The sequence below is a fragment of the Lysobacter capsici genome (assembly GCF_014779555.2).
GTDB classification, from domain to species: Bacteria; Pseudomonadota; Gammaproteobacteria; order Xanthomonadales; family Xanthomonadaceae; genus Lysobacter; species Lysobacter capsici.
This window is the reverse complement of sequence record NZ_CP094357.1, coordinates 4,493,895-4,509,851: the sequence shown is the minus strand read 5'-3', so window position 1 is coordinate 4,509,851 and position 15,957 is coordinate 4,493,895. Positions and strand designations below refer to the sequence as shown.

7 protein-coding genes and 1 pseudogene are annotated in these 15,957 nt (G+C 66.5%); all 8 read left to right on the top strand.

Annotation, left to right across the window (positions count from 1 at the left end; genetic code table 11):
- Window positions 1-433 precede the first annotated feature (433 nt).
- The 8 genes and pseudogenes from IEQ11_RS18465 (at window position 434) to IEQ11_RS26050 (ending at window position 15,873) form a co-directional block, all read left to right on the top strand.
- The gene (locus tag IEQ11_RS18465) at window positions 434-2,479 is read left to right on the top strand and encodes a S8 family serine peptidase (protein WP_191823077.1); all 2,046 of its coding nucleotides are present in this window, start codon (window positions 434-436) and stop codon (window positions 2,477-2,479) included.
- Window positions 2,480-2,843: 364 nt separating this feature from the next.
- Window positions 2,844-5,051 (top strand): S8 family serine peptidase, encoded by a 2,208-nt coding sequence (locus IEQ11_RS25920; protein WP_191823076.1) that lies wholly within the window; start codon window positions 2,844-2,846, stop codon window positions 5,049-5,051.
- Between the two features lie 399 nt (window positions 5,052-5,450).
- Entirely contained in the window at window positions 5,451-7,313 is a 1,863-nt protein-coding gene (locus IEQ11_RS18445) for a S8 family peptidase (protein WP_191823075.1), read from the top strand.
- Window positions 7,314-8,828: 1,515 nt separating this feature from the next.
- Window positions 8,829-10,610 carry a S8 family peptidase gene (locus tag IEQ11_RS18440; protein WP_191823074.1) on the top strand — a complete coding sequence of 594 codons (1,782 nt, stop codon included), beginning with the start codon at window positions 8,829-8,831 and terminating at the stop codon, window positions 10,608-10,610.
- 586 nt (window positions 10,611-11,196) lie between these two features.
- Window positions 11,197-12,651, top strand: a complete 1,455-nt coding sequence (locus IEQ11_RS18435) for a S8 family serine peptidase (protein WP_191823073.1) — start codon at window positions 11,197-11,199, stop codon at window positions 12,649-12,651.
- A 291-nt stretch (window positions 12,652-12,942) separates the two neighbouring features.
- Window positions 12,943-13,488: a hypothetical protein gene (locus tag IEQ11_RS18430; protein WP_191823072.1), complete on the top strand. Its 546-nt coding sequence runs from the start codon at window positions 12,943-12,945 to the stop codon at window positions 13,486-13,488.
- Window positions 13,489-13,950: 462 nt separating this feature from the next.
- Window positions 13,951-15,258, top strand: a pseudogene (locus IEQ11_RS18425) (M12 family metallo-peptidase); the annotation flags it as partial.
- 27 nt (window positions 15,259-15,285) lie between these two features.
- Complete coding sequence (locus IEQ11_RS26050; protein WP_425494690.1) at window positions 15,286-15,873, top strand: PKD domain-containing protein; 588 nt, start codon at window positions 15,286-15,288, stop codon at window positions 15,871-15,873.
- Window positions 15,874-15,957: the final 84 nt, after the last annotated feature.

Sequence of the window (15,957 nt, the reverse complement as noted above, 5' to 3'; positions counted from 1 at the left end):
GTTTTGGAAAGCCCGAAGCGCATCGCGAAGAAGATCGTTCGAACGTGGTGGATTAGCTGCATAAATTTTAAGTATCGGGGCGTGATTAAAGACACTAGATACTTGTCGAAGTCGCACATAAATGACGTTTTTGCCGTGTTTTAAGGTCTATTCACGAAAAATCATCGAACGATCGGGTGGGGTAAGTGCATCGTTTTTCGTTCCGCATAGATTCGAAATAACCGTTTCGCACATTGCGACGAAAGTCACTTCGCGAGCCTTCGAATCATTCAAAAACGCTTGCCGGAATTTTCCCCGCGCCGCTAGCGTTGGACCCCGGATCGCGGCCCCACCCGCATCCATCGCAACGTTCCGCGGGCAGGCGCCGCCACCGTCCGACCGCCAGAGCGTTCCATCTCACCGCATCGCGGTGCTCACTTGGGATCATCACGTCATGACGTCTCGTTCGAATCGCATCACTCGCTTGCACCTGCTTGCCGCGGCCACCGCAGTGGCGCTGACCGGCCTGGCCGCGCCTGCGTTCGCCGGCCAGGTGTATCTGGGCAACCTCAAAAACGAGGGCAACCAGCAGTTCATCGTCAAGTACAAGAGCGGCAGCGCGCCGGCGGCCAGCCCCGCATCGATGTCCGCTTCGCTGCGCCAGGCCACGTCGACCGCCGCCATGCCCGCCGCGGGCAAGCGTCCGACGCTGCGTGCGTTGCGTCAGATGATCATGCCCGGCGGCCGCGTCGTCGCGTCCGACCGCGCGCTCGATCGCGCCGAAGCGATCGCGCTGATGCGCCAGATCGCCGCCGATCCGAATGTCGAATTCGTCCAGCTCGACGGCATCAGCAAGGCGCTGATGACCCCGAACGACCCCAGCTTCGGCCAGCAATGGCACTATGCCGATACCGCGTTCGGCATCCGCGCACCGGTCGCCTGGAACACCAGCAACGGCAGCGGCGTGGTGGTGGCGGTGATCGACAGCGGCATCCTGTCGCATGCCGATCTCAACGCCAACATTCTCCCGGGCTACGACTTCGTCAGCACGACCACCGGTCTTCCCGAGGCCGAATGCCGCGAAGCCGGCGGGCAACCCGGATGCGGCAAGTCGGACGACGGCGATGGGCGCGACGCCAATCCGGTGGACTCATCGAATATCGTGCACGGTACTCATGTGGCCGGCACCATCGGCGCGGTGACCAACAACGGTATCGGCGTGGCCGGCGTCGCTTTCGGCGGCAAGGTCCTGCCGATCCGCGCGTTGGGCAATCAAGGCTTCGGCAGCGATTCGGATATCGCCGATGCCGTGGTCTGGGCATCGGGCGGCAGTATTTCCGGCGTGCCGGCCAACCCCAATCCGGCCGAAATCATCAACCTGTCGCTGGGCGGCAACGTGCCGTGCAGCCAGATGCCGGCGTGGCAGGCCGCGGTCAACCTCGCCGCGGCCAACGGTTCGACCGTGATCGCCGCCGCCGGCAACAGCAACAACGACGTCGCAGGCACCACCCCGGCCGGCTGCAACAACGTGATCTCGGTGGCGGCCAGCTCCACGACCGGTTCGCGCGCCTCGTACTCCACCTGGGGCGCGACCATCGACATCACCGCGCCGGGCGGCAACGGTTCGCTGTTCGGCGGCGCCACCGATGTGATCTCCACGCTGTCGAACAATGGCTACGGCGGGATGTCGGGCACCTCGATGGCCGCGCCGCATGCGGCCGGCGTGGCGGCTTTGATCCTGTCGGCGTCGCCGACGAAGACCGCGGCGCAGATCGAGCAGATCCTGGAAAGCACGGCGCGGCCGATTCCGGCCAACCGCTGCAGCGGCGGTTGCGGCGCGGGCATCATCGACGCGGCCGCGGCGGTCGCGGCGGCGGCCGGCGGCACCCCGGGCAACCAGGCACCGGTGGCGAACTTCAGCTCGGCGGTCAACGGCCTGAGCGTGAACTTCACCGACAGCTCGACCGACAGCGACGGCAGCATCGCCTCGCGCAGCTGGAGCTTCGGCGACGGCACCAGCTCCACCGCGACCAATCCGAGCAAGACCTACGCGGCCGCCGGCACCTACACCGTCACCCTGACGGTGACCGACAACGCCGGCGCGACCCACAGCAAGAGCTCGACGGTCACGGTGAGCGGCGGCAGCGGCGGCGTGCAGACCTACAGCAACACCACCGACGCGAACATTCCCGACAACAACGCCACCGGCGTGAGCAGCAGCATCGTGGTGTCGGGCCGCAGCGGCAACGCGCCGAGCAATGCCGAAGTGTCGGTCAACATCGTCCACACCTATCAGGGCGATCTGATCGTCGACCTGATCGCGCCGGACGGTTCGGTCTACAACCTGCACAGCCGCACCGGCCAGAGCACCGACAACATCATCAAGACCTATACGGTGAATCTGTCGAGCGAAGCGCTCAACGGCACCTGGAAGCTGCGCGCCGCCGATCGCGCCGCGCAGGACGTCGGCAAGATCGACAGCTGGAGCATCAAGTTCTGATCCACGCCACGGCGCGGCCGCAGCGATGCGGCCGCGTCCGTCGTGGTCGCTACTTGAATCCCGGCCGCAGCGGCGGAGTTTTTGTGCGCAGTCGACACACGCCGCTCCGGCACCGACTGATAGCGCCTTCAACGCGGGCGCTACGGGCAATCCATATATTTCTAATAGGGAAAATATTTTCTTTTTAGAAATGTGACGGACTGAACAATTTGTGCGCAGTGGTATCGGTATCCGGCCGTTCCATCCGCTTACCCCGCCACTGAGTATGGAGTAAGGGCCGCATCCGCCGGCCCGTCATCGGCGCCGCCCGAGCGGCCGCGCCCGCGTCTTCGAGCTGTATCGAACGAACACCAGGGGATTGAACATGTACTTTGCATCCAAGCGTCATCCGCGTATCTGCGCGCTTACCGTGGCCGTGGCGCTGGGCATGGCGGGCATCGCCAACGCCGCGCCCCCGCAGGAGCAGCCGGGCGATCCGAACCGCGTGTGGATCCGCTTCCAGCCGGGCCAGAAGGCCCAGGTCAAGGCGCTGGTCGCGCAGAAGATCCAGGCTCTGCAGATGGCCGCGGCCAAGAGCGCCGGCAAGGCCGCCGCGGCGGCGCCGATCAGCGGCAAGACCCATTACGAATTCGACAACCTCAATTCGGTGGTGATGACGCTTCCGCCGGAAGTGCTCGCCAGCCTGCGCGGCAACCCCAACCTGGTCATCGAACAGGACGTGCCGCGTTATCCCATGGCTGAGACCGTCCCGTTCGGCATCGACAAGGTCCAGGCGCGCGACGTGGTCGCCGCCGGCGCCGACGGCACCGGGGTCAAGGTGTGCGTGATCGATTCGGGCCTCAAGGCCGATCACGAGGATTTCGCCGGCATCGCCATCACCGGCTACGCGCCGAGCGGCCAGAGCTGGAACACCGATACCTGCGGCCACGGCACCCACGTCGCCGGCACCATCGCCGCGGTCGGCGGCAACGGCAAGGGCGTGGTCGGGGTCAGCCCGGGCAAGGTATCGCTGCACATCATCAAGTATTTCGACGGCCCGACTTGCGGCCGCAGCTACAGCTCGACCCTGGTCGACGCGGCCAACCGCTGCGCGCAGGCCGGCGCCAAGATCATCAACATGAGCCTGGGCGGCACCTTGTCCAGCAGCAGCGAAAATACCGCGTTCACCACGCTGCTCAATCAGGGCGTGCTGTCGATCGCGGCGGCCGGCAACGACGGCAACTCGGCCAAGAGCTACCCGGCCTCCTACGCCAGCGTGATTTCGGTCGCCTCGGTGGATTCCAACAACGTCAAGGCGACCACTTCGCAGTTCAACGACGCGGTCGATATCGCCGCGCCGGGCGAGGGCATTCTCAGCACGTATCCGAAGAAAGGCACGCCGGTGAAGGTCAACGGCGTCGACTACGAAACCAACCGCATCTCCGGCGCCGCGGAGATCGCCGTCAGCGCGCCGATGGTCGACGGCGCGCGCTGCGCCAGCGCCGGCAGCTGGAGCGGCAAGGTGGTGCTGTGCGAGCGCGGCGACATCAGCTTCAACGACAAGGTCGTCAACGCGAAGAACGGCGGCGCGCTCGGCGTGGTCATCTACAACAACGTCGCCGGTCCGTTCGCCGGCACCCTGGGCGATGGCGTCACCTCGACCATCCCCGCGGTCAGCGTGAGCCAGGCCGACGGCCAGACCCTGCGCGGACTGGCCGGGCAGACCGCCACGGTGAGCGGCGTGACGATCTACAACGTCGACTCCTACAACTTCTCCAGCGGCACCTCGATGGCCACTCCGCACGTGGCCGGCGTCGCCGCGCTGCTGTTGAGCGCCAAGCCCTCGGCGACGCCCGCGCAGCTTCGCGATGCGATGACCTCCACCGCGCTGGATCTGGGCGCCGCCGGCCGCGACAACGAATACGGCTTCGGTCTGGTGCAAGGCTTCGAAGCGCTGGAGGCTCTGGTCGGCGGCGGCACCCCGGGCAACCAGGCGCCGGTGGCGAACTTCAGCTCGATGGTCAACGGCCTGAGCGTGAACTTCACCGACAGCTCGACCGACAGCGACGGCAGCATCGCCTCGCGCAGCTGGAACTTCGGCGACGGCACCACCTCCACCGCGACCAATCCGAGCAAGACCTACGCGGCCGCCGGCACCTACACCGTCACCCTGACGGTGACCGACAACGCCGGCGCGACCCACAGCAAGAGCTCGACGGTCACCGTGAGCGGCGGCAGCGGCGGCGTACAGACCTACAGCAACGACACCGACGCGAACATTCCCGACAACAACGCCACCGGCGTGAGCAGCAGCATCGTGGTCTCGGGCCGCAGCGGCAACGCGCCGAGCAATGCCGAAGTGTCGGTCAACATCGTCCACCCGTTCCAGGGCGATCTGATCGTCGACCTGATCGCGCCGGACGGTTCGGTCTACAACCTGCACAGCCGCACCGGCCAGAGCACCGACAACATCGTCAAGACCTACACGGTGAATCTGTCGAGCGAAGCGCTTAACGGCACCTGGAAGCTGCGCGCCGCCGATCGCGCCGCGCAGGACGTCGGCAAGATCGACAGCTGGAGCATCAAGTTCTGATCCGCGCCACGACGCGGCCGCGGCGACGCGGTCGCGTCGTCGCGGTTGCTGCGCAAGCCCCGGCTTCGGCCGGGGTTCTTCAGGCGCGGCCGGGTCGGGCGGAACGCGGCTGCTGTTGGCGTTACGCCCCGCCGCCGCGCGAGTGTCGACGCAACCCTTGGTTGCGATTAGGACTCGTCCTATTCGTGGATTTCGGTGATTTGCGTCTCAAAAAATCGTGATGAATCGCACGCCGAGACCGTGCTGCGCAGGCAACAGACGTTTTAGCGTGAATCCCACGGTCCGCGCCGCCGGCGCGGACCGGCTGCATCCGAGCAGCGCCGCGCAGACGGTTCCGCGCGATCGCGATCGGTTCATTGCCGCATATGCGGCCCATGTTCTATCAGGGGGCTTTAACCGATGTCCGCACGTTCCAATTCGTTCAACCTCCTCGCCGCCGCCACCGCCCTGGCGATCGCCGCCGCGTCGGGTTCCGCGTTCGCCGCCGATCGCGTCGATCTGAGCAGCCTCAATGTCGACGGCAGTCAGCAGTTCGGCCGTTTCCTGGTCAAGTACCGCAGCGGCAGCGCGCCGCGCGGCGACGTCGCCAGCTTCAACAAGGCCATCGCCAACGCCGCCAGCGCGACCAGCAGCCGCCTGGGCGGCGGCAAGCGCGCCGTGCAGCTCAAGCGCCTGCGCCGCACCGCCAGCGGCGCCGACGTGGTGATCAGCAGCCGCGCGCTCAGCCGCGACGAAGCCGCCACGCTGATGCGCCAGCTCGCCGCCGATCAGTCGGTGGAGTCGGTGTCCAACGACATCCTCATGGTTCCGTACTTCACCCCGAACGACACCAATTTCAGCCAGCAGTTCGGCTTCGGCACCGGCACCGGCGGCATCCGCGCGACCACCGCCTGGGACGTGACCAAGGGCGAGGGCACGGTGGTCGCGGTGATCGATACCGGTATCACCAACCACAGCGATCTCAACGCCAACGTGATCGCCGGTTACGACATGATCAGCGGCGACGATCCGGCCGATGGGTTGCCCGGTTCGGGTTTCTTCATCGCCAACGACGGCGACGGTCGCGACGCCAATCCGGCCGATCCGGGCGACTGGATCGACAGCACCGACACCGCCAACCCCACCGTGCAGCAGTTCTGCGGAATGTCCAATTCCTCGTGGCATGGCAGTCACGTCGCCGGCACGGTCGCGGCGGTCACCAACAACGCCAAGGGCGTGGCCGGTACCGCGCACAACGCCAAGATCCTGCCGGTGCGCGTGCTCGGCAAGTGCGGCGGCTACGGTTCGGATATCGCCGACGCGATCACCTGGGCGTCCGGCGGCAGCGTGCCCGGCGTTCCCGCCAATCCGAACCCGGCCGACGTGATCAATCTGAGCCTCGGCAGCAGGGCGCCGGTGGCCTGTTCGCAGATCACCAAGGATGCGTTCAATGGGGCGGTCGCGCGCGGCAGCATCGTGGTGGTCGCGGCCGGCAACAGCAACGGCGATGCGCTCCTGGCTACGAATACCCAGGGCGAGGCGGTGGGCTACACCAACACCAATTGCGGCACGGTCATTTCGGTAGGCTCGACCACCTCCTCCGGCGCGCGTTCGTCCTTCTCCAACTACGGCACCGGTGTCGATATCGCCGCGCCCGGCTCGGGCATTCTGTCGACCGTCAATAACGGCACGAAGGGGCCGACGACCGAGACGTACAAGTCCTACGACGGCACCTCGATGGCCGCGCCGCACGTCGCCGGCGTCGCCGCGCTGGTGCAGTCAGTGGCGCCGACGCCGCTGACCCAGGAACAGATGCGCACCCTGCTCAAGAACACCGCGCGCGCGTTCCCGGTGTCGCCGGGCACCAAGCCGATCGGCGCCGGCATCGTCAACGCCGCCGCCGCGGTCGCTGCGGTGCAGGGCACCAATCCGGGCGCGCAGACCTACAGCAACGGCACCGACGCGAACATTCCCGACAACAACGCCACCGGCGTGTCGACCAGCATCACCGTGTCGGGCCGTACCGGCAACGCGCCCAGCAATGCGCAGGTCGCGGTCAGCATCGTCCACACCTATCAGGGCGATCTGATCGTCGACCTGATCGCGCCGGACGGTTCGGTCTACAACCTGCACAGCCGCACCGGCGCCGGCACCGACAACATCAACCAGACCTACACGGTCAACCTGTCCAGCGAAGCGCTCAACGGCACCTGGAAGCTGCGCGCCGCCGATCGCGACGCGCAGGACACCGGCCGGATCGACAGCTGGAGCGTCACGTTCTGATCGCACACCATGCTTCGCAGTGAAGCGCCAGGTGTCGCACGGGAAACCCCGGCTTCGGCCGGGGTTTCTTGTTTTCGTCGATGGCCTCGCCGGCGATGTCGGTGGGTCATGCGGATGGCGACGGGGTTTGCAGAGCGCAGCGGGTGTTTGCAATCGTCATCTCGACGAACTTCGACAGGCGCGCCTCGGTCCGTATTCGTCATCCCAACGAAATCGCCACGCGCAGCGTCTGTTTACGGTCGTGGTCCGATGGAGCTGGTCGTATGCGGGGCGGTTTGCAATCGTCATCCAACGAAGCTCGTGGTACGCAACGTTGTTTGTAATCGCCATCCGACGAAGCTAGTCGTACGCAGCGGGTATTTTTTAATCGTCATCCGACGGAACTCATCGTACGCAGCGGATGTTTGTCATCGTCATCCCCGCGAACGCGGGGATCCAGCGACTTTCCGCTCTGCCGATGCAACCAGTGTGCGCGGCGCGTTGCCGCCTTATCGCCTCGACTTCCCGGCCGCGCGCTCTGCCTTGCTCGTCATCCCCGCGAAGGCGGGGATCCAGGGCTTCATCCAGGTCTAAGTTCGAAGTCCTTGTAGGCCTATGCTTCGTGGAGAACGCGGCGTCTTGCGGGTAAAAGCAAATCCCCCCTGGCCCCCCCTTTTTCAAAGGGGGGAATAGTTCGGGAAGGTTCGACTGAAGCGTCGCATCTGCGCACGTGCCGATGCCAAGAACACATACAGCGTCGATGGTGCCCGCGACGCCTTACTGCGCCGTAGCTTCGAGCCATCACCAACACCTCGTCTTTGCTCGTCATACCCGCGAACGCGGGGATCCAGGGCTTCATCCAGGCCTAAGTACGAAGTCTTTGCAGGCCCATGCTTCGTGGAGAACGCGGCGTCTTGCGGGTAAAAGCAAATCCCCCCTGGCCGCCCTTTTTTAAAGGGGGGAATAGTTCGGGAAGGTCGACTGAAGCGTCGCATCTGCGCACATGCCAAGAACACATGCAGCTTCCATGAGCGCTTGCGACGCCTTGCTGCGCCGTAGCTTCGAGCAACCGCCCGAGCAACTCGCCTTTACCCGTCATCCCCGCGAACGCCGGCATCCAGCCAGCGCCTTACCGATCCTGCCGACTCACGAAGGCGAGGATCCAGCGCTCCATCCAGACACCGTTCCGAAGCTCCAACACCCCCGGTCACAACCACCCCGAGCACCCATTCACAGTCCACTCCAGACACACGACGCACACACCGCGGGTAGGGTGTTTTTACGCTTCTGCGTTGTGACGCTCGGCACACAACTGCGTAGCAAATGCGTGATTTGTTTCACCATTAAGGCGTAAAAAATCCCCGGAAAACCCTTGTCCCCGAGTTCGCGCAATCGTTAGCGTGAATCAAAGGACGCAGGCCGGCCGCGCGCCGGATATGCGTCCGTAAACCGTCCGGGCGACGCGGCTTCTCGTCGTTGCCGTCGCCGTACCGGGCCACTCTGCCGCGCTCGCGGCTCTTTCGGGGGTTTCAAACGATGTCCGTCCGCACTCATCGCACGCACGCTCTGGCCGTCGCCACGGCTCTGGTATTGGCCAGCACCGCCGGCAGCGCGTTCGCCGCCGAACGCATCAACCTCAGCGGTCTGCAGACTGCGCAGAAATTCGATCGCTTCATCGTCAAATACAGCAACAACAGCGTCGAGCGCAGCAGCGCGGCGAACGTGCAGAAAGCGCTCAACGCCGCGGCCAACAGCACCGCCGGCAAGACCCGCGGCGCGGCCGCGTTCGGCCTGAGCCATCTGCGCCGCACCGCGATCGGCGCCGACGTCGTGCGCAGCGATCGCGCGCTCGACCGCAGCCAGGCCGAATCGCTGATGCGCCAGATCGCCGCCGATCCGAACGTGGAATACGTCGAAGTCGACGTGCTGCGCCAGCGCAAGCTGACCCCGAACGACACCCACTACGGCGTGCAGTACGGCTTCAACGGCGCCAACGGCGGCATCCGCGCCGACCAGGCCTGGGACCTCTCGACCGGCACCGGCTCGGTGGTCGCGGTGCTCGATACCGGCATCACTCCGCACAGCGATCTCAACGCCAACATCCTGCCCGGTTACGACTTCATCTCCGACACCTTCGTCTCGCGCGACGGCGACGGCCGCGATTCCAATCCGAACGACGAAGGCGACTGGAACAACGCCACCGAATGCGATTCGCCCGGTTACGACGCGCCCGCCGGCGATTCGAGCTGGCACGGCACCCACGTCGCCGGCACCATCGCGGCGGTGACCAACAACGCCAAGGGCGTGGCCGGCACCGCGTTCAACGCCAAGGTCGTGCCGGTGCGCGTGCTCGGCCGCTGCGGCGGTTACGACTCCGACATCTCCGACGCGATCGTGTGGGCTTCGGGCGGCACCGTGTCGGGCATTCCGGCCAACGCCAATCCGGCCGAAGTGATCAACATGAGCCTCGGCGGCGGCGGCGCCTGCCCGAGCAGCTACCAGACCGCGATCAACGGCGCGGTCGGCCGCGGCACCACCATCGTGGTGGCCGCCGGCAACGAGAGCGCGAACGTGTCGACCTCGACCCCGGCCAACTGCGCCAACGTCATCGCGGTCGCGGCGACCACCTCGACCGGCGCCAAGGCCAGCTACTCCAACTACGGCACCGGCATCGACGTGTCCGCGCCGGGCGACCAGATCGCCTCGACCCACAACAGCGGCACCACCACTCAGGGCAGCGAGCAGTACGTGTACATGAGCGGCACCTCGATGGCCTCGCCGCACGTCGCCGGCGTGGTCGCGCTGCTGCAGTCCAAGGCGACCACGCCGAAGACTCCGGCCGAAATCGAAGCCCTGCTCAAGAGCACCGCGCGCGCCTTGCCGGGCGCGTGCTCGGGCGGTTGCGGCGCCGGCATCGTCAACGCCAAGGCCGCGCTCGATGCGGTCAACGGCACCACGCCGCCGACCGGCACCCAGACCTACAGCAACGGCACCGACTACAACATTCCGGACAACAACGCGACCGGCGTGTCGAGCAGCATCGTGGTGTCGGGCCGCACCGGCAACGCGCCGAGCAACGCCTCGGTGACGGTCAACATCATCCACCCGTACAAGGGCGACCTGATCGTCGACCTGATCGCGCCGGACGGTTCGGTCTACAACATCCACAACCGCACAGGCTCCGCCGCCGACAACGTCAGCGGCACGTTCACCCTGAACCTGTCGAGCGAAGCGCTCAACGGCACCTGGAAGCTGCGCGCCGCCGATCGCGCCGCGCAGGACATCGGCCGTATCGACACCTGGAGCATCACGTTCTGATTTCGGTTGCGATGAATTGAGGTTCGACTCAGACCCCGGCCGCAAGGCCGGGGTTTGTTTTTGCGCATCCTCCCGTACGCGCTACCGTTTTTTTTCCGGCGATGGCCGTAGCGATCGTCCGCGCTCCGGCGCGCGCAACGGTCTTGCGCGCGATGCGAACGACAACCCGATAGTGGCTGGGCGAAGCCGGCTGGATTCGGATCGGTGCGCACACCCGCCTGCGGCGATGCGGTGGAACGCGACGCATAAACATGCGCACTAATTACGTATAGATGATGCTTCGAATGCGCAACACGACCTGTCCGCGCAGCGAATCGGACTTGTCCGACTAGGGTAAAAACCCGCTATTTCGTTGCGGAAATCGCACGATGCGCGATGTCGCGATATGTGACCGGCGACTGTTTTCCAGCGCGCCCATGTTCCATCGCCGGCTTGCCGCGGAATTTTCCTGCTGCCTATCGTCGAGACAAGGACGCGGCATGCGCCGCGTCCGCATCGAACGTCCCGTCGATCGCATCGCGCGCGCTGCGAGCGCGGGAACGTTGCAGTTCGCCGCCATGCGGCATTCAGTCAGGGGTTCTTTCTCATGAAATCGCGTTCCGATAGCAACCGGCGTGTGCATTCGTTCGCCGCCGCGGCGCTGCTGGCGCTGGGCGGCATCGCCGCCGTTCCGGCATTCGCAGGCCAGGCCCATGTGGGGGGCCTGCACGACGGTCAGACCTACCGGCAGTTGATCGTCAAATTCGTCCCGGGCAGCGCGCCGGCGCGCCATGCCGCCGCGGTCGACGCCTCGTTGCGCCGCGCCGGTCTGGGCCTGGCGGCGGGCCAGTCCGCGCCAGCGCTCAAGCGGTTGCGGCGCATGGCCATCGGCAGCGATGTCGTGACCAGCGACGTGCCGTTGAGCCGCGCGCAGACCCAGGCGCTGATCCGGCGGATCGCCGACGATCCCAATGTCGAATGGGTGCAGGCGGATCTGCCGGTGGACATCACCGCGTTGCCGAACGACACGCGCTTCGCCGAGCAATGGGACCTGGCCGACAGCGCGGTCGGCGTTCGCGCGCCGAGCGCATGGGACACCAGCGACGGCAGCGGCGCGGTGGTGGCGGTGGTCGACACCGGCATCGTTTCGCATCCGGACTTGAACGGCAACGTCATCGCCGGTTACGACATGCTGTCGGTGAGCAACGGCAACGACGGCGATGGACGCGATCCCAATCCGATCGATACCGTCTACGCCCCGTCGCTCCCGCACGGCACCCACGTCGCCGGCACGGTCGCGGCGGTGACCGGCAACGGCGTCGGCGTCGCCGGCGTGGCGCCGGGGGTCAAGATCGTTCCGGTGCGCGTGCTGGGGCAGGGCAACAACAGCTTCATGTCCGATCTGGCCGACGGCATCGTCTGGGCCTCGGGCGGACGCGTGGCGGGCGTGCCGGCCAATCCCAATCCGGCCGACGTCATCAACCTGTCGGTCGGCACGCTCAGCGCCTGTACGCAGACGCCGGCCTGGCAGAGCGCGATCAACACCGCGACCGCCAACGGCACGATCGTGGTCGCCGCCGCCGGCAACAACAATGTCGACGTGCGCGGATTCACCCCGGCCAGCTGCAACAACGTGATCACCGTGGCCGCCAGCGACCAGGGCGGCCGCCGCGCGTGGTATTCCGGATACGGCGCCGGCATCGACATCACCGCGCCCGGTGGCGAAAGCTGCTCGCCGGCGAGCGAGTTCTTCCCGCTGGGTCGCTTCGCCAACAAGCCGCAGGATTGCACGCGCCAGCATCTGACCCAGGGCATCCTGTCGACCTATTCGGGCAATCGCTACGAATACCTGGACGGCACCTCGATGGCCACGCCGCACGTGGTCGGCGTGGTCGCGATGATCCAGACCGCGTCGCCCACGCCCAGGACCTTCGAACAGGTGCGCCAGATCCTGGCGGCGACGGCGCGTCCGATCAGCGCCGCCAACTGCCCCGGCGGTTGCGGCGCCGGCCTGGTCGATGCGGCCGCGGCGGTGGCGAGGGCGCGCTCGGTCGCGCCTTGATCCTGAGCGACGGCGCCGGTCCGGGTGCGGGCCGGCGCGCATTCCATCTGCCTGCAGCCTCCACCCGGCGACGATTGCGTCGCCGGGTTCGTCATGCCCGCTGTGCAAGAATGAAACCGGCCTGCCGCGTCCGGCGCGGGTTCGGCGTTCATCTCGCCGGCTCGACCCCGATCGGCCCCGGCCTGCGTTGAAACCTGTTCCACCTCAGGAGCTGCCCGCATGTCATCCTCGATCCGTACACGCTGGCTTCCCGCCGTGGCCGTGTTGCTGTCCTTCTCAGTGAGCGCCTGCATGGCATCCGGCACCAATCCTTCCGATCCCAAGTCCGCCGATCCGCAGCCGGTGCAGACCGGCTCGCCCGATCCGCGCACGCAGCCGGTGCAGCCCGATCAGGCCGCGCCTGCTCAAAGTCAGCCCGATCAAAACCAGCCCGAGCAGGCGCCGCCGCAATACGTCCAGCCCGGCGATACGCAGGCCAAGCCGGTCGCCGGTCGCGCCCAGGTCGGTGCGCCGGTCGGCGCCGGGCCGTTCGGCCAGTTCATCGTCAAATACCGCGACGACACCGGGCCGCTGACGCAGCAGGGCGCGGTGCAGGCGCGCCTGGACCAGACCGCGCAACGCGTCGGTCTGGCCAACAAGAGCGGCTTGAAGCTGACCTGGAAACACCGCATGGGCATCCAGGCCGATGTGTTCAGCGTCAGCCCCGCGCTCGATCGCGCCGAGGCGGTGCGGTTGATGGAAACCTTCGCCGACGACCCGGACGTGCAGTTCATCGAGCCCGACAACCACATCTCGCTCGGCCCGATCATCCGCGGCCCGGAGGTGATCGACAAATAAGTGCGCTCGCGATGCGTCGATCGCGCGCTTGAACCGCGCTCGCGGCCCCATCTGGACGACAAACGAAAACCTCGGCATTGCCGGGGTTTTTTCTGTTGCGCCGCAGTAGCGTTGAGGCACCAAAAAGGTGTTTATGCATGCCGAAAAAATCCAATTAAGGCAGCAATTTTACGATGCATGACAAACATCACGAACGACGCGCCTGAATCGCGGCCGATACCGTTGCCGTCGCGTTCCTCCACCGGCTAGCGTCATGACATGGGCGAGCCGACGACTCGACCCATCATCAGACCGGAAACGCGGGATCGCCTGCCACCGCGCTGTCGCTCAATTCCGGCTACGACCACCGCAATCCGACGCTTCGACCGCGCAAGCGGCTTTCATCCATCGGGGGTTAAACCAATGTCCAGCAAGTCCTCACGCCGCGCGCCCGCGCGCGGTACGGCAACGCTTTGCGCCGCGTTGCGCGGCGCCGTGCTCGTCTCCAGCCTGGTCGCCGCGCCGGCGTTCGCCGCGCAGCCGCTGTTCACCGGCGATGCGCCCACGGCGCGCGCCGGTCTGGCCAGCGCGCAAGCCTCGGCGCTGAGCCACGCGCAAAGCCTGGCGGCCGCGCCGGCCACCGCATCGCTGCAACTCAAGCGCGCCAATGCCGCGCTGGTCAGCGCGCAGACCCGCGAGATCGAACTGCAACTCGGCGGGCATCGGGTCAACGCCGTGCTCGACAGCGCGCGCGACACCGGCCGCGGCAGCACGGTGTGGCTCGGCCATCTGCGCGAGAACGCCAAGCGCGCGAGCGCCGACGCGCGCGAAGTGCGTCACGACGAACTCAACTCGGTCGCCCTGGTCCGCCGCGGCGATGGCGTCACCGGCAACGTGCGCGTCGACGGTCAGCTGTATCGCATCCGTCCGCTCGCCGACGGCAGCCACGCGGTGATCGAAGTCGACGAAAGCAAGATGCCGCCCGATCACCCGCTGGGCTATCGCGATTCGGACCTGCCGCAGATCGACATGCGCGAAGCGTCCCGCGTCGCCAACGCCAATGCCGCCAGCGCGCGCGTCAACAGCGCCGCGATCGGGCCGGCCGCGATCGACCCGGGCGCGACCGCGACCATCCGCGTGCAGGTCGTGGCCACCAACGAAGCGGTCACCGCCTACGGCGGCGACATGCAGGCGCTGGTCGAACTGGCGGTGGCCGAGAGCAACCAGGGCTACGTCAATTCCAACGTCGGCATCCAGCTGGAACTGGCGAACTACCGCACCGTGCAGTACACCTCGGCCGGCGACGGCCACTTCACCGACGAAGAACGCTTCGCCGATCCCAGCGACGGCTACATGGACGACATCCACGCCAGCCGCGATGCGAATGCGGCCGACGTCAGCGTGCTGATCATCAACGACGCCGGCAACTGCGGACTGGCCCATTCGATCGGTTCGACCGCGGCGACCGCGTTCGCGACCGTGCATTACGACTGCGCCACCGGTTACTACAGCTTCGCCCATGAAATCGGCCATCTGCTGTCGGCGCGTCACGATCCGGCCGCCGATCCGAACAACACGCCGTATGCCTATGGCCACGGTTACCGCTATGAGCCCGCCACCGGCACCAAGTGGCGCACGATCATGGCCTACGCCTGCACCGGCGGCTGCACCCGCCTGAACTACTGGTCGAATCCGGACGTGACCTACAACGGCGTGCCGATGGGAACCGCCGACAAGAACCACAACCAGCGCGTGCTGGTGCAGACCAAGGCCGCGGTCGCCGCGTTCCGTGGCGCGCCCGGCGGCAACACCGCGCCGGTGGCGAACTTCAGTTCCTCGGCCAGCGGCCTGACGGTGAACTTCACCGACAGCTCGACCGACAGCGACGGCACCATCGCGTCGCGCAGCTGGAACTTCGGCGACGGCACCACTTCGACCGCGACCAATCCGTCCAAGACCTACGCCGCGGCCGGCAGTTACACCGTCACCTTGACCGTCACCGACAACGGCGGCGCCACCCACACCAAGACCGCCTCGGTCACGGTCAACGCCAGCGGCGTGCAGACCTACACCAACGGTACCGACGTCAACATCCCGGACAACAACGCCACCGGCGTGAGCAGCAGCATCGTGGTGTCCGGCCGCAGCGGCAACGCGCCGAGCAACGCCTCGATCTCGGTCAACATCGTGCATCCGTATAAGGGCGATCTGATCGTCGACCTGATCGCGCCGGACGGTTCGGTCTACAACCTGCACAACCGCACCGGCGGCAGCGCCGACAACGTCAGCGGCAGCTTCAGCAAGAACCTGTCGAGCGAAGCGCTCAACGGCACCTGGAAGCTGCGCGCGGCCGATCGCGCGTCCGCCGACGTGGGCAAGATCGATACCTGGAGCATCACGTTCTGATCGGCTCGCCTTGATCGGGCCGTACCCGCAAAACACAGTCAGTCGGAGCACATGACTGTCAATCAGGGGGGCGTTTTGGGCCGC

Coding starts and splice junctions, on each gene's coding strand:
- IEQ11_RS25920 (WP_191823076.1), top strand. CDS start 2,844: ATGTACTTTGCATCCAAGCGTCATCCGCGTATCTGCGCGCTTACCGTG.
- IEQ11_RS18430 (WP_191823072.1), top strand. CDS start 12,943: ATGGCATCCGGCACCAATCCTTCCGATCCCAAGTCCGCCGATCCGCAG.
- IEQ11_RS18435 (WP_191823073.1), top strand. CDS start 11,197: ATGAAATCGCGTTCCGATAGCAACCGGCGTGTGCATTCGTTCGCCGCC.
- IEQ11_RS18465 (WP_191823077.1), top strand. CDS start 434: ATGACGTCTCGTTCGAATCGCATCACTCGCTTGCACCTGCTTGCCGCG.
- IEQ11_RS18440 (WP_191823074.1), top strand. CDS start 8,829: ATGTCCGTCCGCACTCATCGCACGCACGCTCTGGCCGTCGCCACGGCT.
- IEQ11_RS18445 (WP_191823075.1), top strand. CDS start 5,451: ATGTCCGCACGTTCCAATTCGTTCAACCTCCTCGCCGCCGCCACCGCC.